The 22,018-nt window shown below is 55.6% G+C and carries 20 protein-coding genes and 1 tRNA gene; 20 read left to right on the top strand and 1 reads right to left on the bottom strand.

What is annotated here, in order from left to right; genetic code table 11:
• Positions 1-33: 33 nt before the first annotated feature.
• Entirely contained in the window at positions 34-1,317 is a 1,284-nt protein-coding gene (gltA, locus tag QLG03_RS23665; protein ID WP_255988229.1) for a citrate synthase, read from the bottom strand.
• 640 nt (positions 1,318-1,957) lie between these two features.
• On the opposite strand from gltA, the gene sdhC reads away from it, so the two are divergent.
• The 20 genes from sdhC (at position 1,958) to QLG03_RS23565 (ending at position 22,017) form a co-directional block, all read left to right on the top strand.
• Complete coding sequence (gene sdhC, locus QLG03_RS23660; protein WP_004142216.1) at positions 1,958-2,362, top strand: succinate dehydrogenase cytochrome b556 subunit; 405 nt, start codon at positions 1,958-1,960, stop codon at positions 2,360-2,362.
• A complete protein-coding gene (gene sdhD / locus QLG03_RS23655) occupies positions 2,356-2,703 on the top strand; it encodes a succinate dehydrogenase membrane anchor subunit (RefSeq protein ID WP_002894949.1) in 348 nt (115 codons plus the stop codon). Before sdhC ends, sdhD begins: the two co-directional genes overlap by 7 nt.
• Complete coding sequence (sdhA, locus tag QLG03_RS23650; protein ID WP_004179067.1) at positions 2,703-4,469, top strand: succinate dehydrogenase flavoprotein subunit; 1,767 nt, start codon at positions 2,703-2,705, stop codon at positions 4,467-4,469. The genes sdhD and sdhA overlap by 1 nt, the downstream gene beginning before the upstream one ends.
• Before the next feature lie 15 nt (positions 4,470-4,484).
• Positions 4,485-5,201 (top strand): succinate dehydrogenase iron-sulfur subunit SdhB, encoded by a 717-nt coding sequence (sdhB, locus tag QLG03_RS23645; RefSeq protein ID WP_023288874.1) that lies wholly within the window; start codon positions 4,485-4,487, stop codon positions 5,199-5,201.
• 391 nt (positions 5,202-5,592) lie between these two features.
• Positions 5,593-8,400, top strand: a complete 2,808-nt coding sequence (gene sucA, locus QLG03_RS23640; RefSeq protein WP_023288875.1) for a 2-oxoglutarate dehydrogenase E1 component — start codon at positions 5,593-5,595, stop codon at positions 8,398-8,400.
• Between the two features lie 14 nt (positions 8,401-8,414).
• Entirely contained in the window at positions 8,415-9,641 is a 1,227-nt protein-coding gene (gene odhB / locus QLG03_RS23635; protein WP_023288876.1) for a 2-oxoglutarate dehydrogenase complex dihydrolipoyllysine-residue succinyltransferase, read from the top strand.
• A 103-nt stretch (positions 9,642-9,744) separates the two neighbouring features.
• Positions 9,745-10,911 (top strand): ADP-forming succinate--CoA ligase subunit beta, encoded by a 1,167-nt coding sequence (gene sucC / locus QLG03_RS23630; protein WP_002895039.1) that lies wholly within the window; start codon positions 9,745-9,747, stop codon positions 10,909-10,911.
• Complete coding sequence (sucD, locus tag QLG03_RS23625) at positions 10,911-11,780, top strand: succinate--CoA ligase subunit alpha (protein ID WP_004885990.1); 870 nt, start codon at positions 10,911-10,913, stop codon at positions 11,778-11,780. The genes sucC and sucD overlap by 1 nt, the downstream gene beginning before the upstream one ends.
• Positions 11,781-12,607: 827 nt before the next feature.
• A complete protein-coding gene (gene cydA, locus QLG03_RS23620) occupies positions 12,608-14,176 on the top strand; it encodes a cytochrome ubiquinol oxidase subunit I (protein ID WP_002895047.1) in 1,569 nt (522 codons plus the stop codon).
• A 15-nt stretch (positions 14,177-14,191) separates the two neighbouring features.
• Positions 14,192-15,331, top strand: coding sequence for a cytochrome d ubiquinol oxidase subunit II (gene cydB / locus QLG03_RS23615; RefSeq protein ID WP_004885993.1), 1,140 nt, complete (start codon positions 14,192-14,194; stop codon positions 15,329-15,331).
• Between the two features lie 15 nt (positions 15,332-15,346).
• Positions 15,347-15,460 carry a cytochrome bd-I oxidase subunit CydX gene (cydX, locus tag QLG03_RS23610; protein WP_004100325.1) on the top strand — a complete coding sequence of 38 codons (114 nt, stop codon included), beginning with the start codon at positions 15,347-15,349 and terminating at the stop codon, positions 15,458-15,460.
• Positions 15,461-15,590: 130 nt separating this feature from the next.
• Complete coding sequence (ybgE, locus tag QLG03_RS23605) at positions 15,591-15,875, top strand: cyd operon protein YbgE (RefSeq protein WP_008805691.1); 285 nt, start codon at positions 15,591-15,593, stop codon at positions 15,873-15,875.
• Between the two features lie 149 nt (positions 15,876-16,024).
• Complete coding sequence (gene ybgC / locus QLG03_RS23600) at positions 16,025-16,429, top strand: tol-pal system-associated acyl-CoA thioesterase (RefSeq protein WP_002895056.1); 405 nt, start codon at positions 16,025-16,027, stop codon at positions 16,427-16,429.
• On the top strand, positions 16,426-17,118 hold the full coding sequence (gene tolQ / locus QLG03_RS23595; RefSeq protein ID WP_004152221.1) for a Tol-Pal system protein TolQ: 693 nt from the start codon (positions 16,426-16,428) through the stop codon (positions 17,116-17,118). The genes ybgC and tolQ overlap by 4 nt, the downstream gene beginning before the upstream one ends.
• A gap of 3 nt (positions 17,119-17,121) precedes the next feature.
• A complete protein-coding gene (gene tolR / locus QLG03_RS23590; protein ID WP_002895061.1) occupies positions 17,122-17,550 on the top strand; it encodes a colicin uptake protein TolR in 429 nt (142 codons plus the stop codon).
• Positions 17,551-17,649: 99 nt separating this feature from the next.
• Positions 17,650-18,990 (top strand): cell envelope integrity protein TolA, encoded by a 1,341-nt coding sequence (gene tolA / locus QLG03_RS23585; RefSeq protein WP_069603248.1) that lies wholly within the window; start codon positions 17,650-17,652, stop codon positions 18,988-18,990.
• Positions 18,991-19,121: 131 nt separating this feature from the next.
• On the top strand, positions 19,122-20,414 hold the full coding sequence (tolB, locus tag QLG03_RS23580) for a Tol-Pal system beta propeller repeat protein TolB (RefSeq protein ID WP_023288877.1): 1,293 nt from the start codon (positions 19,122-19,124) through the stop codon (positions 20,412-20,414).
• A gap of 34 nt (positions 20,415-20,448) precedes the next feature.
• Complete coding sequence (gene pal, locus QLG03_RS23575) at positions 20,449-20,973, top strand: peptidoglycan-associated lipoprotein Pal (protein WP_002895068.1); 525 nt, start codon at positions 20,449-20,451, stop codon at positions 20,971-20,973.
• A gap of 9 nt (positions 20,974-20,982) precedes the next feature.
• Positions 20,983-21,780 (top strand): cell division protein CpoB, encoded by a 798-nt coding sequence (gene cpoB, locus QLG03_RS23570; protein ID WP_048297071.1) that lies wholly within the window; start codon positions 20,983-20,985, stop codon positions 21,778-21,780.
• Between the two features lie 161 nt (positions 21,781-21,941).
• Positions 21,942-22,017: transfer RNA gene (locus QLG03_RS23565), tRNA-Lys, on the top strand.
• Position 22,018: the final 1 nt, after the last annotated feature.

Here is a 22,018-nt window from a genome sequence, read left to right as displayed (position 1 = left end):
ATCAGGCGCGTTTTTATCATCCGGACAGCGAGATTAACGCTTGATGTCGGACTGGAAATCGCGTTTTTCGTAGCCGGTATAGAGCTGACGCGGACGGGCGATTTTCATGCCATCGCTGTGCATTTCGTTCCAGTGCGCAATCCAGCCCACGGTACGCGCCATGGCGAAGATAACGGTAAACATGGAGGACGGAATACCCATCGCTTTCAGGATGATACCGGAGTAGAAGTCGACGTTCGGGTAGAGTTTCTTCTCGATGAAGTACGGGTCGTTCAGCGCGATATGCTCCAGCTCCATGGCCACCTGCAGCAGGTCGTCTTTGGTGCCCAGCTCTTTCAGCACTTCATGGCAGGTTTCACGCATCACGGTGGCGCGCGGGTCGTAGTTTTTGTACACACGATGGCCGAAGCCCATCAGGCGGAAAGAGTCATTCTTGTCTTTCGCACGACGAACAAATTCCGGAATGTGCTCAACGGAGCTGATCTCTTCCAGCATTTTCAGCGCCGCTTCGTTGGCGCCGCCGTGCGCCGGTCCCCACAGGGAGGCGATGCCGGCTGCGATACAGGCGAACGGGTTAGCGCCGGAAGAGCCCGCAGTACGTACCGTCGAGGTCGAGGCGTTCTGTTCGTGATCGGCGTGCAGGATCAGAATACGGTCCATTGCGCGCTCCAGCACCGGATTGACTTCGTACTCTTCGCACGGCGTGGCGAACATCATGCGCAGGAAGTTGCCGGCGTAGGAGAGGTCATTGCGCGGATAAACAAACGGCTGGCCGATAGAATACTTGTAACACATGGCTGCCATGGTCGGCATTTTGGACAGCAGGCGATAGGCGGCAATTTCACGGTGACGCGGGTTATTCACGTCGAGGGAGTCGTGATAGAACGCCGCCAGGGCGCCGGTGATCCCGCACATAACGGCCATCGGGTGAGAATCGCGACGGAACGCATGGAACAGACGAGTAATCTGCTCATGGATCATGGTGTGGCGGGTGACGGTGGTTTTGAATTCGTCATATTCGGCTTGGGTCGGTTTTTCACCGTTTAGCAGAATGTAACAAACTTCAAGATAGTTTGATTCGGTCGCTAACTGGTCGATCGGGAAGCCACGGTGCAGCAGGATCCCCTCGTCACCATCGATAAACGTAATTTTAGATTCACAGGAAGCGGTAGATGTGAAACCTGGGTCAAAAGTAAATACGCCTTTTGAACCAAGACTACGAATATCAATAACATCCTGACCGAGCGTGCCTTTTAGCACATCCAGTTCAATAGCAGTGTCACCACCCAGGGTGATTTTTGCTTTAGCATCAGCCATTTATGGTCTCCTTAGCGCCTTTATTGCTTAAGACTGCCGGGTGGTGGATTTGCTTTCGGCCCGCGCCCGTATACGTTACCAGTTTGTTATGTTGCACACAGCTCTGCGTCAGCGAAAAGGGCAGGGTACAGAGCAACGGCGCTTGATGGCACGTTCTTCAGGGCTGCGGTGAAACAACAGCAAATCAGCGTTTTAGCAGTCCGAATATTAAAACCTGTATACCACTAATAACTGTCCTGATTACATCGGTCAATACTGACACACTGTTACATAACTTATTCTCAGGTGAAAGCATGACCTCATAACTTTTGAGCATTATTGCATTTAACTGGTAATGGTTGTAACAAGAATGTTTAATATTTGTCAAATCAGGTGATTAAAAATTAAAAAAATGTTGTTATCGTGACCTTGATCACTGTTCCGGAGAAAACCCAACAAACTATATGTAGGTTAATTGTAATGATTTTGTGAACGGCCTATACTGCGGCCAGGTCTCCGGAACACCCTGCAATCCCGAGCCACCCAGCGTTGTTTAGTGATGTTTTAATGCCTGAAAAGACGTTTTAACATGACTTCTGGTTATAGAAAGGACGCTGTCTGACCCGCAAGCAGACCGGAGGAAGGAAACAATAAGAACAGCATGTGGGCGTTATTCATGGTAAGAAATGTGAAAAAACAAAGACCTGTCAATCTGGATCTACAAACGATACGGTTCCCAATCACGGCGATAGCGTCCATTCTCCATCGCGTTTCCGGTGTCATCACCTTCGTGGCGGTCGGAATTCTGCTTTGGCTGCTGGGCACCAGCCTCTCCTCCCCTGAAGGTTTTCTGACGGCGGCCTCGATCATGGATAGCTTCTTTGTGAAGTTCATCATGTGGGGCATCCTCACCGCGCTGGCCTATCACGTCGTTGTTGGTATCCGCCATCTGATGATGGACTTTGGCTACCTGGACGAAACCCTCGAAGCAGGGAAACGTTCCGCCAAGATTTCTTTTGTTATTACTGTCGTGCTTTCACTTCTCGCAGGAGTCCTCGTATGGTAAGCAACGCCTCAGCACTGGGACGCAACGGCGTACATGACTTTATTCTGGTCCGTGCTACCGCCATCGTTCTGACCCTCTACATCATCTACATGGTTGGCTTCTTCGCTACCACCGGTGAAATCTCATGGGAAGTGTGGACCGGATTCTTTGCCTCCGGTTTCACTAAAGTCTTCACTCTGCTGGCTCTCGTTTCCATTCTTATCCATGCCTGGATCGGGATGTGGCAGGTGTTAACGGACTACGTTAAACCACTGGCTCTGCGCCTGGTTCTGCAACTGGCTATCGTTGTGGCGCTGGTGGCTTACGTTCTTTATGGATTTGTTGTGGTGTGGGGTGTGTAATGAAATTGCCAGTCAGAGAGTTTGATGCTGTTGTCATCGGTGCCGGCGGCGCAGGTATGCGCGCGGCGCTGCAAATTTCCCAGAGCGGACAGACCTGTGCGCTGCTCTCCAAAGTTTTCCCGACCCGTTCGCACACCGTATCCGCGCAGGGTGGTATCACCGTCGCGCTCGGTAACTCCCATGAAGATAACTGGGAATGGCATATGTACGACACCGTAAAAGGGTCGGACTATATCGGCGACCAGGACGCCATCGAATATATGTGTAAGACCGGCCCGGAAGCGATTCTCGAGCTGGAGCATATGGGCTTGCCGTTCTCCCGTCTTGACGACGGCCGTATTTATCAGCGCCCGTTCGGCGGCCAGTCGAAGAACTTCGGCGGCGAGCAGGCGGCGCGTACCGCGGCGGCGGCTGACCGTACCGGCCACGCCCTGCTGCACACCCTGTACCAGCAGAACCTCAAAAACCACACCACTATCTTCTCCGAATGGTATGCCCTCGATCTGGTGAAAAACCAGGACGGCGCGGTGGTGGGTTGTACCGCCCTGTGCATCGAGACCGGCGAAGTGGTCTACTTTAAAGCCCGCGCCACCGTGCTGGCGACCGGCGGCGCAGGCCGTATCTATCAGTCCACCACCAACGCCCACATCAACACCGGTGACGGCGTCGGGATGGCCATTCGCGCCGGCGTGCCGGTGCAGGATATGGAAATGTGGCAGTTCCACCCGACCGGTATCGCCGGGGCCGGGGTTCTGGTCACCGAAGGTTGCCGCGGCGAAGGCGGTTATCTGCTGAATAAACACGGCGAGCGCTTTATGGAGCGTTATGCGCCGAACGCGAAAGACCTGGCGGGTCGTGACGTGGTGGCGCGTTCCATCATGATCGAGATCCGCGAAGGCCGCGGCTGCGACGGTCCGTGGGGCCCGCACGCGAAACTGAAACTGGATCACCTGGGTAAAGAGGTTCTGGAATCTCGTCTGCCGGGTATCCTTGAGCTGTCCCGCACCTTTGCTCACGTCGATCCGGTGAAAGAGCCGATCCCGGTTATCCCAACCTGCCACTACATGATGGGCGGTATTCCGACCAAAGTGACCGGCCAGGCGCTGACCGTCAATGAGAAGGGCGAAGACGTGGTGATCCCGGGTCTGTTCGCGGTGGGCGAAATCGCCTGCGTATCGGTCCACGGCGCCAACCGTCTGGGCGGCAACTCGCTGCTCGACCTGGTGGTCTTCGGCCGCGCGGCGGGCCTGCATCTGCAGGAGTCTATCGCCGAGCAGGGCACGCTGCGCGACGCCAGCGAATCCGATATCGAAGGCTCGCTGGACCGCCTCAACCGCTGGAACAACACCCGTTCCGGTGAAGATCCGGTGGCGATCCGCAAAGCGCTGCAGGAATGTATGCAGCATAACTTCTCGGTGTTCCGCGAAGGCGATGCGATGCACAAAGGTCTGGAACAGCTGAAAGTGATCCGCGAGCGCCTGAAAAACGCCCGTCTCGACGATACCTCCAGCGAGTTCAACACCCAGCGCGTTGAGTGCCTGGAGCTGGATAACCTGATGGAAACCGCGTACGCGACCGCCGTATCCGCTAACTTCCGTACCGAGAGCCGTGGCGCTCACAGCCGCTTCGACTTCCCGGATCGTGATGATGAAAACTGGCTGTGCCATTCCCTGTATCTGCCAGAGTCGGAATCCATGACGCGTCGTAGCGTCAACATGGAACCGAAACTGCGTCCGGCATTCCCGCCGAAGATTCGTACTTATTAATGCGGAGACAGGAAAATGAAACTCGAGTTTTCAATTTATCGCTATAACCCGGATGTTGACGACGCTCCGCACATGCAGGATTACACCCTCGACGCGGAAGAAGGTCGTGACATGATGCTGCTGGATGCGCTGATCCAGCTGAAAGAAAAAGATCCGTCGCTATCGTTCCGCCGCTCCTGCCGTGAAGGGGTCTGCGGTTCCGATGGCCTGAACATGAACGGGAAAAACGGTCTGGCGTGCATCACGCCGATCTCCGCGCTGAATCAGCCGGGCAAGAAGATTGTTATCCGCCCGCTGCCAGGATTACCGGTTATCCGTGATTTGGTGGTGGACATGGGGCAATTCTATGCACAATATGAGAAGATTAAGCCTTACTTGTTGAATAATGGGCAAAATCCTCCGGCTCGCGAGCATCTGCAGATGCCTGAGCAGCGTGAGAAGCTCGATGGCCTGTACGAGTGTATTCTGTGCGCATGTTGTTCGACCTCGTGCCCGTCGTTCTGGTGGAACCCGGACAAGTTCATCGGCCCGGCAGGCCTGCTGGCCGCGTATCGCTTCCTGATCGACAGTCGCGATACCGAAACCAGCGAGCGTCTGGACGGCCTGAGCGATGCTTTCAGCGTATTCCGCTGTCACAGCATTATGAACTGCGTCAGTGTGTGTCCTAAGGGGCTGAACCCGACGCGCGCCATCGGCCATATTAAGTCGATGCTGCTGCAGCGCAGCGCGTAAGTTGTTTTAGTTGCCGGATGGCGACGTAAACGTCTTATCCGGCCTACAGGAGCATATTTTGTAGGCCTGATAAGCGAAGCGCCATCAGGCAATAGATATAGCAGGAAATCTTTAAAAACCGCCAAATATGTACCAGTAATCAAGGCGTTCAGAGCGAGGTAAGGCGGCAACTGAACGCATCCCCGGGAGCATAGTGAACTATGTGACCGGGGAAAGTGAAGGCAGCTAACGCAACCGCAGCCTGAACGCCGAAGATTAATGGCAGTTTTTAAAGGTTCCTTAGCGGATAGAAACCACAACTCGTCCGCAACAAGTGAACCCCGGCACGTGCACTCGGTGTGCGTGGTAGTTTCTACGGCGAAATAAGCATATGAATGCTTAAGGGATCACGATGCAGAACGGCGCAATGAAAGCCTGGCTGGACTCTTCTTACCTCTCTGGTTCGAACCAGAGTTGGATAGAACAGCTCTATGAAGACTTCTTAACCGATCCTGACTCTGTTGACGCCAACTGGCGTTCAATGTTCCAGCAGTTACCTGGCACCGGAGTTAAACCGGATCAATTTCATTCCAAAACGCGTGATTATTTCCGTCGACTGGCGAAGGATGCCTCACGTTACACTTCTTCGATTTCCGACCCAGACACCAATGTGAAGCAGGTTAAAGTCCTGCAGCTCATCAACGCATATCGTTTCCGTGGCCACCAGCATGCGAATCTCGATCCGCTGGGGCTGTGGAAGCAAGAGAGAGTGGCGGATCTCGATCCGGCCTACCACGATCTGACCGAGGCCGATTTCCAGGAAAGCTATAACGTAGGTTCATTTGCCATCGGTAAAGACACGATGAAGCTGGGCGAGCTGATTGCCGCCCTTAAGCAAACCTACTGCGGCTCCATCGGCGCGGAATACATGCATATCACCTCTACCGAAGAAAAACGCTGGATCCAGCAGCGCATTGAATCGGTAGCCGGCAAAGCGAGCTTTACCGCGGAAGAGAAAAAACGTTTCCTCGGCGAACTGACTGCCGCGGAAGGGCTGGAGCGCTACCTCGGCGCCAAATTCCCGGGGGCGAAGCGCTTCTCGTTGGAGGGTGGCGACGCCCTGATCCCCATGCTCAAAGAGATGATCCGCCATGCGGGTAAGAGCGGCACCCGTGAAGTGGTGCTGGGCATGGCGCACCGTGGCCGTCTGAACGTGCTGGTCAACGTACTGGGTAAAAAACCGCAGGACCTGTTCGACGAGTTTGCCGGCAAACATAAAGAACACCTCGGTACCGGCGATGTGAAGTACCACATGGGCTTCTCTTCCGATATAGAAACCGAAGGCGGTCTGGTGCACCTGGCGCTGGCGTTTAACCCGTCGCACCTCGAGATCGTCAGCCCAGTGGTGATCGGTTCCGTACGCGCCCGTCTGGATCGTCTGGACGAGCCGAGCAGCAACAAGGTTCTGCCGATCACTATCCACGGCGACGCTGCGGTGACCGGCCAGGGCGTGGTTCAGGAAACCCTGAACATGTCCAAAGCCCGCGGTTACGAAGTGGGCGGGACCGTGCGCATCGTTATCAACAACCAGGTGGGCTTCACGACCTCTAACCCGCTGGATGCGCGTTCGACCCCGTACTGCACCGACATCGGTAAAATGGTGCAGGCGCCGATTTTCCACGTCAATGCCGACGATCCGGAAGCGGTCGCTTTCGTCACCCGTCTGGCGCTGGATTTCCGCAATACCTTCAAACGCGATGTCTTCATCGACCTGGTGTGCTACCGCCGTCACGGCCATAACGAAGCCGATGAGCCGAGCGCAACCCAGCCGCTGATGTATCAGAAGATCAAAAAGCACCCGACTCCGCGCAAAATCTATGCTGACAAGCTGGAGCAGGACAAGGTTGCGACCCTGGAAGATGCTACCGAGCAGGTTAACCTCTACCGCGATGCGCTGGATGCCGGCGAATGCGTGGTGAAGGAATGGCGTCCGATGAACATGCACTCCTTTACCTGGTCGCCGTACCTCAACCATGAGTGGGACGAGAGCTATCCGGATAAAGTGGAGCCGAAGCGTCTGCAGGAGCTGGCCAAACGCATCAGCACGGTGCCGGAAGGTATCGAAATGCAGTCCCGCGTGGCGAAAATTTACGCCGACCGCCAGGCGATGGCGGCAGGTGAGAAGCTGTTCGATTGGGGCGGCGCTGAAAACCTGGCCTACGCCACGCTGGTTGACGAAGGTATTCCGGTGCGTCTGTCCGGGGAAGACTCCGGTCGCGGCACCTTCTTCCACCGTCATGCGGTGATCCATAACCAGACCAATGGTTCAACCTACACCCCGCTGCAGCATGTCCATAACGGTCAGGGCCAGTTCCGCGTTTGGGACTCCGTGCTGTCTGAAGAAGCGGTGCTGGCGTTTGAATATGGTTACGCCACCGCAGAGCCGCGCACCCTGACCATCTGGGAAGCGCAGTTTGGCGACTTCGCCAACGGCGCGCAGGTGGTGATCGACCAGTTCATCTCCTCCGGTGAGCAGAAGTGGGGCCGGATGTGCGGCCTGGTGATGCTCCTGCCGCACGGCTACGAAGGCCAGGGCCCGGAGCACTCCTCCGCCCGTCTGGAGCGTTATCTGCAGCTGTGCGCTGAGCAGAATATGCAGGTATGCGTGCCGTCCACGCCGGCGCAGGTGTACCACATGCTGCGTCGTCAGGCGCTGCGCGGTATGCGTCGTCCGCTGGTGGTGATGTCGCCGAAGTCGCTGCTGCGTCATCCGCTGGCGGTCTCCAGCATGGATGAGCTGGCGAACGGCACTTTCCTGCCGGCCATCGGTGAAATCGATCAACTTGATCCGCAGGCTGTGAAGCGCGTGGTGCTGTGCTCTGGTAAGGTTTACTACGACCTGCTGGAACAGCGCCGTAAAAACGAGCAAAAAGATGTCGCTATCGTTCGTATCGAGCAGCTCTATCCGTTCCCGCATCAGGCGGTGCAGGATGCGCTGAAAGCGTATGCGCACGTACATGATTTTGTCTGGTGCCAGGAAGAGCCGCTCAACCAGGGCGCATGGTACTGCAGCCAGCATCACTTCCGTGAAGTGATTCCGTTTGGGGCCTCTCTGCGTTATGCAGGCCGCCCGGCCTCCGCCTCTCCGGCGGTAGGGTATATGTCCGTTCACCAGAAACAGCAACAAGATCTGGTCAATGACGCGCTGAACGTCGATTAATTAAAGGATACACAATGAGTAGCGTAGATATTCTGGTTCCCGACCTGCCTGAGTCCGTAGCTGACGCAACCGTCGCCACCTGGCACAAAAAACCGGGCGACGCGGTCGTCCGTGACGAAGTCCTGGTCGAAATCGAAACTGACAAAGTGGTACTGGAAGTACCGGCATCAGCGGACGGCATTCTGGATGCAGTGCTGGAAGACGAGGGCGCTACCGTCCTGTCTCGCCAGATCCTTGGCCGCCTGCGCGAAGGTAACAGCGCAGGTAAAGAAAGCAGCGAAAAAGCCGATGCGAAAGCGTCCACGCCGGCGCAGCGTCAGCAGGCCTCTCTGGAAGAGCAGAACAACGATGCGCTGAGCCCGGCGATCCGTCGTCTGCTGGCTGAACACAACCTCGACGCGGCGGCCATCAAAGGCACCGGCGTCGGCGGCCGCCTGACCCGCGAAGATGTCGAGAAACATCTGGCGAAAGCCCCGGCGGCGGCAGAAGCCAAAGCGCCAGCCGCTGCCCCGGCAGCCGCGCCGGCGCCGCAGCTGGGCCACCGCTCTGAAAAACGCGTCCCGATGACCCGCCTGCGTAAACGTGTGGCCGAGCGTCTGCTGGAAGCGAAAAACTCCACCGCCATGCTGACCACATTCAACGAAGTCAACATGAAGCCAATCATGGATCTGCGTAAGCAGTACGGCGACGCGTTCGAAAAACGTCACGGCATCCGTCTGGGCTTTATGTCCTTCTACGTGAAAGCGGTCGTGGAAGCGCTGAAACGCTATCCGGAAGTGAACGCCTCTATCGATGGCGACGACGTGGTGTACCACAACTACTTCGATGTCAGCATGGCCGTATCCACACCACGCGGCCTGGTCACCCCGGTTCTGCGTGACGTTGACCTGCTGGGCATGGCGGATATCGAAAAGAATATTAAAGAGTTGGCGGTGAAAGGCCGTGACGGCAAGCTGACCGTAGACGACCTGACCGGCGGTAACTTCACCATTACCAACGGCGGCGTGTTCGGCTCCCTGATGTCCACGCCGATCATCAACCCACCGCAGAGCGCCATCCTGGGTATGCATGCCATTAAAGACCGTCCGATGGCGGTGAATGGCAAGGTAGAGATCCTGCCGATGATGTACCTGGCGCTCTCCTACGACCACCGTCTGATCGACGGACGTGAATCGGTAGGCTTCCTGGTGGCGATTAAAGAGCTGCTGGAAGATCCGACCCGTCTGCTGCTGGACGTGTAGTCAGCAAGCGTATTACCTACCGTAGGCCGGATAACACGCGTTAACGCTGTTATCAGGCCTACAGGTTTAAAGATAATTACACCCTGAAGGATGGACTGAACACATGAACTTACATGAATATCAGGCAAAACAACTTTTTGCCCGCTATGGCTTACCGGCGCCGGTGGGTTATGCCTGTACTACTCCGCGTGAAGCAGAAGAAGCCGCTTCAAAAATCGGCGCGGGTCCGTGGGTAGTGAAATGTCAGGTTCACGCTGGTGGCCGCGGCAAAGCGGGCGGTGTGAAAGTGGTGAAGAGCAAAGAAGAGATCCGCGCATTTGCCGAGCACTGGCTGGGCAAACGTCTGGTGACCTATCAAACAGATGCGAACGGCCAGCCGGTTAACCAGATCCTGGTTGAAGCGGCGACCGATATTGACAAAGAGCTGTACCTGGGCGCGGTCGTTGACCGTAGCTCCCGTCGCGTAGTGTTCATGGCCTCTACCGAAGGCGGCGTGGAAATCGAAAAAGTGGCGGAAGAGACCCCGCACCTGATCCACAAGATCGCCATCGATCCGCTGGCGGGCCCGATGCCTTATCAAGGTCGTGAACTGGCGTTCAAACTGGGTCTGGAAGGTAAACAGGTTCAGCAGTTCACCAAGATCTTCATGGGTCTGGCGACCATTTTCCTGGAGCGCGACCTGGCGCTGATCGAAATCAACCCGCTGGTTATCACTAAGCAGGGCGACCTGATCTGCCTCGACGGCAAACTGGGCGCTGACGGCAACGCGCTGTTCCGCCAGCCGGATCTGCGCGAAATGCGCGACCAGTCGCAGGAAGATCCGCGTGAAGCGCAGGCGGCGCAGTGGGAACTGAACTACGTCGCGCTGGACGGCAACATCGGCTGCATGGTTAACGGCGCAGGCCTGGCGATGGGTACCATGGACATCGTTAAACTGCACGGCGGCGAACCGGCTAACTTCCTCGACGTGGGCGGCGGTGCGACCAAAGAGCGCGTCACCGAAGCGTTCAAAATCATCCTCTCTGATGACAATGTGAAAGCGGTGCTGGTGAACATCTTCGGCGGTATCGTGCGTTGCGACCTGATCGCTGATGGCATCATCGGTGCGGTAGCGGAAGTTGGGGTTAACGTTCCGGTCGTGGTTCGTCTGGAAGGTAACAACGCCGAACTGGGCGCGAAAAAACTGGCTGACAGCGGCCTGAATATTATTGCAGCGAAAAGTCTGACGGACGCAGCACAGCAGGTTGTTGCCGCAGTGGAGGGGAAATAATGTCAGTTTTAATTAATAAAGATACCAAGGTTATCTGCCAGGGCTTCACCGGTAGCCAGGGGACCTTCCACTCTGAACAAGCGATCGCTTACGGTACGCAAATGGTTGGCGGCGTGACGCCAGGCAAAGGCGGCACCACTCACCTGGGCCTGCCGGTGTTCAACACCGTGCGCGAAGCCGTTGAAGCGACCGGCGCCACCGCGACCGTGATCTACGTTCCGGCGCCGTTCTGCAAAGATTCCATTCTGGAAGCGATTGACGCGGGCATTAAGCTGATTATCACCATCACCGAAGGTATTCCGACGCTGGATATGCTGACCGTGAAAGTGAAACTGGACGAAGCGGGCGTGCGTATGATCGGCCCGAACTGCCCAGGCGTGATCACGCCGGGCGAATGCAAAATCGGCATCATGCCGGGTCACATTCACAAGCCGGGTAAAGTGGGCATCGTTTCCCGTTCCGGTACCCTGACCTATGAAGCAGTTAAGCAGACCACCGACTACGGCTTCGGTCAGTCTACCTGCGTCGGTATCGGCGGCGACCCGATCCCGGGCTCTAACTTCATCGATATCCTGAAGCTGTTCCAGGAAGACCCGCAGACCGAAGCGATTGTGATGATCGGTGAGATCGGCGGTAGCGCGGAAGAAGAAGCGGCTGCCTACATCAAAGAGCACGTGACCAAGCCGGTTGTCGGTTACATCGCGGGCGTGACCGCGCCGAAGGGCAAGCGTATGGGCCATGCTGGCGCCATCATCGCTGGCGGTAAAGGTACTGCCGATGAGAAATTCGCAGCCCTGGAAGCAGCCGGTGTGAAAACCGTTCGCAGCCTGGCCGATATCGGCGAAGCGCTGAAAGCTATCATCAAGTAAACCCTCTCTGCTTTTCCGCAAGCAGAAATCTGTCCGATTTCGACATGGTTGGCCACCGTCAGGTGGCCTTTTTTTGGCCGTTGTCCGCTTCTTCCGAAAGCCGCTGCGTCAGCAAACCCTGCGTTTGGCAAAAACCTTATCTATCATATTGATTTTATGAATTATTTCATAAATATTATCGACGCGCGGTTGTCGGAAATGAAAATTTGCCCTGGTCGTACCGCAGGGTAACGAAACAGACAGTAAAAAAAAGAGTGGGGGAGGGGAGAAGAAAGCAGGAAAAAATACTGTGAGCGGTCTAGCATTAATCGGATCGGCTCTTTTTTTTATTTTTTTCCTGTGGCGTTAAATAATATTACCTATGATTCTCATCTTTCCCTTTTTAGTAACCAATCAAGGCATACTTTAAACACAGTATTAACATTGGGTTTACCAATATTCTTTATTGAGCTACATAATTAACACGTAGAGTAAAAATTGATTTATATCAATACTTAATGCTTGGAAAAATCCTTCAAAAAACGTTAAATTGTCTCAAGTCAAATTGGCCTAAACCGGCCATCTTCGCTATATATTGATCACCGTCGAAAAATGTAAAACTGGAACAATAAAAACATATTTATTGTAAGGTTATTGCGGCGTAATATATTGGGGAATCAATTGGGTTTTTCGTTAACGTATTTGTAACCTTGTCCTGGCGTGGTTTCACTTTCGGTTGAAACCCGCTCCGGGCGGGCGACAAATAAAAATTTGTATTGGGGCATGCGTATGAGCCAGAGCTTCTCGGTTCATTTTCGGAGTCTTCATGCGATGAGCAAGGAGTCATGATGTTAGATATAGTCGAACTGTCGCGCTTACAGTTTGCCTTGACCGCGATGTACCACTTCCTGTTTGTGCCACTGACGCTCGGTATGGCGTTCCTGCTGGCCATCATGGAAACGGTCTACGTCCTTTCCGGCAAACAGATTTATAAAGATATGACCAAATTCTGGGGCAAGTTGTTTGGTATCAACTTCGCGCTGGGTGTGGCGACCGGTCTGACCATGGAGTTCCAGTTCGGGACTAACTGGTCGTATTACTCACACTACGTGGGCGATATCTTCGGCGCGCCGCTGGCCATTGAAGGTCTGATGGCCTTCTTCCTCGAATCCACCTTTGTAGGTCTGTTCTTCTTCGGTTGGGATCGTCTGGGTAAAGTTCAGCATATGGCCGTCACCTGGCTGGTCGCTCTGGGCTCCAACCTCTCCGCGCTGTGGATCCTCGTCGCTAACGGCTGGATGCAGAACCCTATCGCATCGGACTTCAACTTTGAAACCATGCGTATGGAGATGGTCAGCTTCTCCGAACTGGTGCTCAACCCGGTTGCTCAGGTGAAATTCGTTCACACTGTGGCGTCTGGCTATGTCACCGGTGCGATGTTTATCCTGGCTATCAGCTCCTGGTACATGCTGAAAGGTCGTGACTTTGCCTTTGCTAAGCGCTCCTTCGCCATCGCAGCCAGCTTCGGTATGGCGGCGATCCTCTCCGTTATTGTGCTGGGTGACGAATCCGGTTACGAAATGGGTGACGTGCAGAAAACCAAACTGGCGGCTATCGAAGCAGAGTGGGAAACCCAGCCTGCGCCGGCGGCCTTTACCCTGTTTGGTATTCCCGATCAGAATGCGCAAACCAACCACTTCGCCATCCAGATCCCCTACGCGCTGGGCATCATTGCCACCCGCTCGGTGGATAAGCCGGTTATCGGACTGAAGGATCTGATGGTTCAGCACGAAGAGCGTATCCGTAACGGCATGAAAGCCTACGCGCTGCTGGAGCAACTGCGCGCCGGTTCCACCGACCAGGCCGTTCGCGACCAGTTCAATAACGTGAAGAAAGATCTCGGCTATGGTCTGCTGCTGAAACGCTATACCCCGAACGTCGCTGACGCCACGGAAGAGCAGATCGCCAAAGCCACCAAAGACTCTATTCCAAGCGTCGCACCGCTGTACTTCGCCTTCCGTATCATGGTGGCGTGCGGCATTCTGATGCTGTTGATTATCGGCGCCTCCTTCTGGAGCGTAATTCGTAACCGTATCGGCGAGAAAAAATGGCTGCTGCGCGCCGCGTTCTATGGCCTGCCGCTGCCGTGGATTGCCGTGGAGTCGGGCTGGTTTGTTGCCGAATACGGCCGTCAGCCGTGGGCGATTGGTGAAGTCCTGCCGACGGCGGTGGCCAACTCGTCGCTGACCGCGGGCGATCTGATCTTCTCTATGTTGCTGATCTGCGGTCTGTACACGCTGTTCCTGGTGGCTGAACTGTTCCTGATGTTCAAGTTTGCCCGCAAAGGACCTAGCAGCCTGAAAACCGGCCGCTATCACTTTGAACAGTCCTCTGCGGCTATTCAGTCGGCACGCTAAGACAGGAGTCGTCAAATGATCGATTATGAAGTATTGCGTTTTATCTGGTGGCTGCTGATTGGCATCCTGCTGATTGGCTTCGCCGTCGCCGACGGGTTCGACATGGGGGTGGGCATGCTCACCCGCTTCCTCGGCCGTAACGACACCGAGCGTCGGATTATGATCAACGCCATCGCCCCGCACTGGGACGGTAACCAGGTGTGGCTGATCACCGCCGGCGGCGCGCTGTTCGCTGCCTGGCCGATGGTCTACGCCGCGGCGTTCTCCGGTTTCTATGTGGCGATGATTCTGGTGCTGGCCTCGTTGTTCTTCCGTCCGGTCGGTTTCGACTACCGTTCCAAGATCGAGGACACCCGCTGGCGCAACATGTGGGACTGGGGCATCTTCATCGGCAGCTTCGTGCCGCCGCTGGTGATTGGCGTGGCCTTCGGCAACCTGCTGCAGGGCGTGCCGTTCCATGTCGACGAATACCTGCGTCTGTTCTATACCGGTAACTTCTTCCAGCTGCTGAACCCGTTTGGTCTGCTGGCCGGTATCGTCAGCGTGGCGATGATCCTGACCCAGGGCGCGACCTACCTGCAGATGCGTACCGTAGGCGAACTGCATCTGCGCACCCGCACCGTCTCCACGGTGGCGGCGCTGGTGACGCTGGTCTGCTTCGCGCTGGCGGGCGTGTGGGTCTACTACGGCATCGACGGCTATGTGGTGAAATCGGTGATTGACCATACCGGCCCGTCTAACCCGCTGACCAAAGAAGTGGTGCGTGAAGCGGGCGCGTGGATGGTGAACTTTAACAATATGCCAGCGCTGTGGGCGATCCCTGCCCTGGGCGTGGTGCTGCCGCTGCTGACCGTCGTTTCGACCAAAGCGGATAAAGGCGCCTGGGCATTCCTGTTCTCCTCGCTGACCCTGGCCTGCATCATTCTGACTGCCGGTATCGCGATGTTCCCGTTCATCATGCCGTCCAGCACCATGCTGAACGCCAGCCTGACGATGTGGGACGCGACCTCCAGCCAGCGGACGCTGAACCTGATGACCTACGTGGCGATTGTCTTCGTGCCGATCATTCTGGGCTACACCAGCTGGTGTTACTGGAAGATGTTTGGCCGCATCACCCGTGAAGACATCGAAAAGAACACCCACTCGCTGTACTAAGGTAAGGAGCTATATATGTGGTACTTCGCATGGATTTTGGGAACGCTTCTTGCCTGTGCCTTTGGGGTGATTACCGCGCTGGCGCTTGAGCACGTGGAAGCCACCAAAGCAGGTAAAGAAGAACACTGATGAGTATTATCGTGATGCGATATACGAAATCATTCGGGTTGCATCGAGGCGGCAAGTCTGTGAATCCCCAGGAGCTTACACCAGTAAGTGACTGGGGTAAGCAGACGGAGCCAACAAAGAGGCGACGTGAATGATAAAGTATATGTATGCGATAATGGACAAGCGCCCGTTAAGGGCGCTTTCCTTGTTGATGGCGCTGCTGCTGGCAGGCTGCATTTTCTGGGATCCGTCGCGCTTTGCCGCGAAGACCAGCGAGCTGGAAATCTGGCACGGTTTCTTGCTGATGTGGGCGGTTTGCAGTGGCGTAATTCACGGCGTGGGCTTCCGCCCGCGTGCCGTTCACTGGCAGGGGATTTTTTGTCCGCTTATCGCTGATATCGTGCTCGCTTTAGGTCTCTTCTTTTTCTTCTTTTGAATAAGAGATCTCTGTTAATGCTATGGGCTTGCATAAGCCCATAAAAATTTACGCCCCGTTTACTTTCCCCCATTCCAAACCATCTTTCCCGCGCGTATAGTAGCGAAGTTTGAAAGCTCTAACCTTTTTTTGCATTACCGGGATGTAAAGTGAATACAACGCTGTTTCGATGGCCGGTTCGGGTCTACTACGAAGATACCGACGCCGGTGGTGTGGTTTACCACGCCAGTTACGTCGCTTTTTATGAAAGAGCACGCACAGAGATGCTGCGCCACCATCACTTTAGTCAACAGGTTCTGTTGGCTGAACGCGTTGCCTTCGTGGTTCGCAAAATGACGCTGGAGTATTTTGCCCCCGCCAGACTCGACGACATGCTCGAAGTCCAGACGGAAATTACCTCGATGCGCGGCACCTCTTTGGTTTTCACGCAGCGAATCGTCAACGCCGAGAATACAGTGTTAAACGAAGCTGAGGTTCTCATTGTGTGCGTTGATCCACTCTTAATGAAGCCACGTGCGCTTCCCAAGTCTATTGTCGCGGAGTTTAAGCAGTGACTGACATGAATATCCTTGATTTGTTCCTGAAGGCGAGCCTTCTGGTTAAACTTATCATGTTGATTTTGATTGGTTTTTCTATCGCTTCCTGGGCTATCATTATTCAGAGAACGCGTATCCTTAACTCGGCCGCGCGCGAAGCTGAAGCGTTCGAGGACAAATTCTGGTCCGGGATTGAACTGTCCCGTTTGTATCAGGAAAGCCAGGGGCGTCGCGATAATCTGACCGGTTCGGAGCAGATCTTCTACAGCGGCTTCAAAGAGTTTGCGCGCTTGCATCGGGCCAACAGCCATGCGCCGGAGGCGATCGTCGAAGGGGCATCGCGCGCGATGCGTATTTCGATGAACCGCGAGCTGGAAACGCTGGAGACCCATATTCCGTTCCTCGGCACCGTAGGCTCCATCAGCCCGTATATCGGTCTGTTCGGTACCGTCTGGGGGATCATGCACGCCTTTATCGCTCTTGGCGCGGTGAAGCAGGCCACCCTGCAGATGGTGGCGCCGGGTATCGCCGAAGCGCTGATCGCCACTGCGATCGGTCTGTTCGCTGCTATCCCGGCGGTCATGGCGTATAACCGCCTGAACCAGCGGGTGAACAAGCTTGAACTGAATTACGACAACTTTATGGAAGAGTTCACCGCCATTCTGCACCGTCAGGCTTTTACCACCAGCGAAAGCAATAAGGGGTAAGCCATGGCCAGAGCACGTGGACGCGGACGTCGCGAACTGAAGTCCGAGATCAACATCGTTCCGCTGCTGGATGTCCTGCTGGTGCTGTTGCTGATCTTTATGGCAACGGCGCCGATCATTACGCAGAGCGTGGAAGTCGATCTGCCGGACGCCACGGAATCGCAAGCGGTGAAAAGCAATGACGATCCGCCGGTGATTGTGGAAGTCTCCGGGGTAGGGCAGTACAGCGTGAAAGTGGGGCAGGAGACGCTGTCCCAGCTGCCGCCGGAGCAGGTGATTGCCGAAGCGAAGCGTCGTCTTGAAGCCAATGAGAAAACGGTATTCCTGATCGGCGGTGCGAAAGACGTCCCTTACGATGAAATTATTAAAGCGCTGAACCTGTTGCATAGTGCAGGGGTTAAATCGGTCGGCTTGATGACCAAACCTATTTAATCGCTTCAGGTAGGTGCGTCCGCGCGGCGTTCGGCGGCGAGTATCGCTCGCCGTCGGTGCGCATCGCGGGTACAGGCGAACAGTTTTTGGGAACCGATAGTGTCAAAGGCAACCGAACAAAACGACAAGCTTAAACGAGCGATCATCATTTCAGTCGCGCTGCACATCATACTGATCGCGCTGCTGATCTGGAGTTCGTTTGACGAGCATCTGGATGCCTCTGCCGGCGGCGGCGGGGGATCGTCGATTGATGCCGTCATGGTCGATCCGGGGGCGGTGGTAAATAACTATAACCGTCAGCAACAGCAGCAGGCCAGCGCACGTCGCGCCGCTGAACAGCGCGAAAAACAGGCGCAGCAGCAGGCGGAAGAGTTACGTGAGAAGCAGGCGGCGGAACAGGAACGGCTGAAACAGCTCGAACAGGAGCGGCTGCAGGCGCAGGAAGCGGCGAAAGAAGCGAAGGAACAACAGAAGCAGGCTGAGGAAGCCGCAGCCAAGGCTGCCGCGGCGGCGAAAGCCAAAGCGGATGCGCAGGCTAAAGAAGCGCAGGAAGCAGCGGCCAAAGCGGCCGCCGAGGCGAAAGCGAAGGCGGATGCCCAGGCGAAAGCGGCTGAACTGGCGGCAGCGAAAGCGGCGGCTGACGCGAAGAAACAGGCCGAAGCCGCCGCCGCGAAAGCAGCGGCCGATGCGAAGAAACAGGCGGAAGCCGAAGCGGCGAAAGCCGCAGCAGAGGCGCAGAAGAAAGCAGAAGCGGCAGCGGCGAAGAAAGCGCAACAGGAAGCGGAGAAGAAGGCCCAGCAGGAAGCGGCTAAGCAGGCAGCGGCTGAAAAAGCGGCTGCAGAAAAAGCCGCCGAAAAAGCAGCTGAGAAAGCGGCCGCGCAAAAAGCGGCCGCGGAGAAGGCCGCTGCCGAGAAAGCCGCCGCAGCTGAAAAAGCAGCGGCAGCCAAAGCGGCAGCTGCTGAGAAGGCGGCGGCTGATAAAGCGGCCAAAGCGGCAGCAGCAAAAGCCGCGGCAGCGAAGAAAGCGGCTGCAGCGAAAGAAGCGGATGGCGTTGACGAACTGCTCGGCGATCTGAGTTCAGGTAAGAATGCGCCGAAAGGTAGCACCAGCGGTAGCACAGGTGGCTCTTCACCTGCTAAAGGAAGTAAACCGGGGCAGGGCGGTGCATCTCAGGCGGAGATTGCCAGCTATATTTCGCAGGTGCAGGCCGCGATTAAAGGACATCTCTATGACTGGGATACGTACAAGGGTAAAGTATGTACGTTGCGCGTAAACCTGGCTCAGGATGGAACGTTGTTGAGTGTGAAATCGGAAGGCGGCGATCCGGCTTTCTGCCAGCAAATGCTGGCGGCTACCAGTCGGATGAGCAAATTCCCTAAACCGCCGTCGCAGGCTGTTTATGAAACGTTCAAAAATGCGCCACTGGACTTCAAACCTTAAGCGCTTTTTCCCCCGCGTCAGCGGGGGGAAAGAAAATAGGGCGTTCATGGGTTTTGGTAGTTTTGTGTATTTGAGTTTGTTAACATTCTGCTAAATTATCGTGGGCTTTCCGCCCGGATAAGGGAGATATGATGAAGCAGGCATTACGAGTAGCATTTGGTTTTTTAATGCTGTGGGCGGCGGTGCTGCACGCAGAAGTACGTATCGAGATCACCCAGGGGGTGGACTCGGCGCGCCCCATCGGCGTGGTACCGTTCCAGTGGGCCGGGCAGGGCGCTGCGCCGGAAGATGTTGGCGGTATCGTGGCGGCTGACCTGCGCAACAGCGGTAAATTCAACCCGCTGGATCGCTCGCGTCTGCCGCAGCAGCCGACCAGTGCCCAGGAAGTGCAGCCTGCTGCCTGGTCTGCGCTGGGTATTGACGCCGTGGTCGTCGGCCAGGTGACGTCAAACCCGGATGGTTCTTACCAGGTAGCGTATCAGCTGGTGGATACCGGCGGTGCGCCGGGCACAACGCTGGCGCAAGGCTCTTTCAAAGTCACTAAACAGTACCTGCGCTATGCCGCGCACACTGCCAGCGACGCGGTATTTGAAAAGCTGACCGGTATTAAAGGCGCCTTCCGGACTCGTATCGCCTACGTGGTGCAGACCAATGGCGGTCAGTTCCCGTATGAGCTGCGCGTTTCCGATTATGATGGCTACAACCAGTTTGTGGTTCACCGCTCCTCCCAGCCGCTGATGTCCCCGGCCTGGTCTCCGGACGGTTCAAAACTGGCTTACGTCACCTTCGAAAGCGGTCGCTCTGCGCTGGTGGTGCAGACCCTGGCGAACGGCGCTGTGCGTCAGATTGCCTCCTTCCCGCAGCACAACGGCGCGCCGGCGTTCTCGCCGGATGGTTCTAAACTGGCCTTCGCGCTGTCGAAAACCGGTAGCCTGAACCTGTACGTGATGGATCTGGGCTCGGGTCAGATTCGTCAGGTGACCAACGGTCGCAGCAACAACACCGAACCAAGCTGGTTCCCGGACAGCCAGAACCTGGCCTTCACCTCTGACCAGGCCGGTCGTCCGCAGGTGTATAAAGTCAATATTAATGGCGGCACGCCGCAGCGTATCACCTGGGAAGGTTCGCAGAACCAGGACGCTGACGTGAGCGCGGATGGTAAAACGATGGTAATGGTCAGCTCGGCCGGCGGCCAGCAGCACATTGCCAAACAAGATCTGGAAGCGGGTGGTGTACAGGTTCTGTCATCAACGTTTTTAGACGAAACGCCAAGTCTGGCACCTAACGGCACTATGGTAATCTACAGCTCTTCTCAGGGGATGGGATCCGTGCTGAATCTGGTTTCTACAGATGGGCGTTTCAAAGCGCGTCTTCCGGCAACTGATGGACAGGTAAAATCGCCTGCCTGGTCGCCGTATCTGTGATAATAAATAATTGATTATTAAAGGAATCAAAGAAATGCAACTGAACAAAGTGCTGAAAGGGCTGATGATCGCTCTGCCGGTTATGGCAATCGCGGCATGTTCTTCTAACAAGAACGCCAGCAACGACCAGAGCGGTGAAGGCATGCTGGGTGCCGGCACTGGTATGGACGCTAACGGTAACGGCGGCAACATGTCTTCTGAAGAGCAAGCTCGTCTGCAGATGCAGCAGCTGCAGCAGAACAACATCGTTTACTTCGATCTGGACAAGTACGATATCCGTTCTGACTTCGCTGCAATGCTGGACGCGCACGCTAACTTCCTGCGCAGCAACCCGTCCTACAAAGTGACTGTAGAAGGTCACGCGGATGAGCGCGGTACCCCGGAATACAACATCGCGCTGGGTGAGCGTCGTGCTAACGCCGTTAAGATGTATCTGCAGGGCAAAGGTGTTTCTGCCGATCAGATCTCCATCGTTTCTTACGGTAAAGAAAAACCAGCAGTACTGGGTCATGACGAAGCGGCATATGCCAAAAACCGTCGCGCCGTACTGGTTTACTAAGAGAATTGCATGAGCAGTAACTTCAGACATCATTTATTGAGTCTGTCGTTACTGGTTGGCATAGCGGCCCCCTGGGCCGCTTTTGCTCAGGCGCCAATCAGTAGTGTCGGCTCAGGCTCGGTCGAAGACCGTGTCACTCAACTCGAGCGTATTTCCAATGCTCACAGCCAGCTTTTAACCCAACTCCAGCAACAACTCTCTGATAACCAGACTGACATTGATTCTCTCCGTGGTCAGATCCAGGAGAACCAGTATCAGCTGAATCAGATCGTTGAGCGTCAGAAGCAGATTCTGCTGCAGATTGACGGGCTGACGAGCGGAGGTGGCGCAGCGGCGGCGGGCGCCCAGGCATCGTCGTCTTCCGGCGATCAGAGCGCGGCTACCGCCAGCGCAGCGCCAGCGGCCACGTCAGGCGCTCCGGCGATGACCGGCGATGCGAACACCGATTACAATGCGGCTATTGCCCTGGTGAAGGATGCTTCACGCCAGGATGACGCCATGGCGGCGTTTCAGAACTTCGTTAAAAAGTACCCGGATTCAACTTATCAGCCGAACGCCAACTATTGGCTCGGACAGTTGAACTACAATAAGGGGAAAAAAGACGATGCGGCGTTTTACTTCGCCTCGGTGGTGAAGAACTACCCGAAATCGCCAAAAGCGCCGGACGCCATGTTTAAGGTCGGCGTGATCATGCAGGACAAAGGTGATACCGCGAAAGCGAAAGCGGTTTACCAGCAGGTGATCAGCAAATTCCCCGGCACCGACGGTGCGAAACAAGCGCAAAAACGACTTAATGCTCTTGGTTGATTACGGCATGACCAGAAATCGCGTTATTTCTGGTCTTGTCGCCTGAATCGCCAGCAGTTAAGTGATCTTTATCGAAATTTTAGTTGCGCTGAATTCTGAAATCAGTAATATATGCCGCCGTTGCCAAGGGATATCAAACAAGCCCAAAGCGACGCCAGAGTGGGTCGTTAGCTCAGTTGGTAGAGCAGTTGACTTTTAATCAATTGGTCGCAGGTTCGAATCCTGCACGACCCACCAA

It is taken from the genome of Klebsiella sp. V115_8, from assembly GCF_029967715.1.
In the GTDB taxonomy this organism is placed as follows: domain Bacteria; phylum Pseudomonadota; class Gammaproteobacteria; order Enterobacterales; family Enterobacteriaceae; genus Klebsiella; species Klebsiella quasipneumoniae.
The sequence above is the reverse complement of the archived record's forward strand: the minus strand, read 5'-3'. Positions and strand labels throughout refer to the sequence as shown.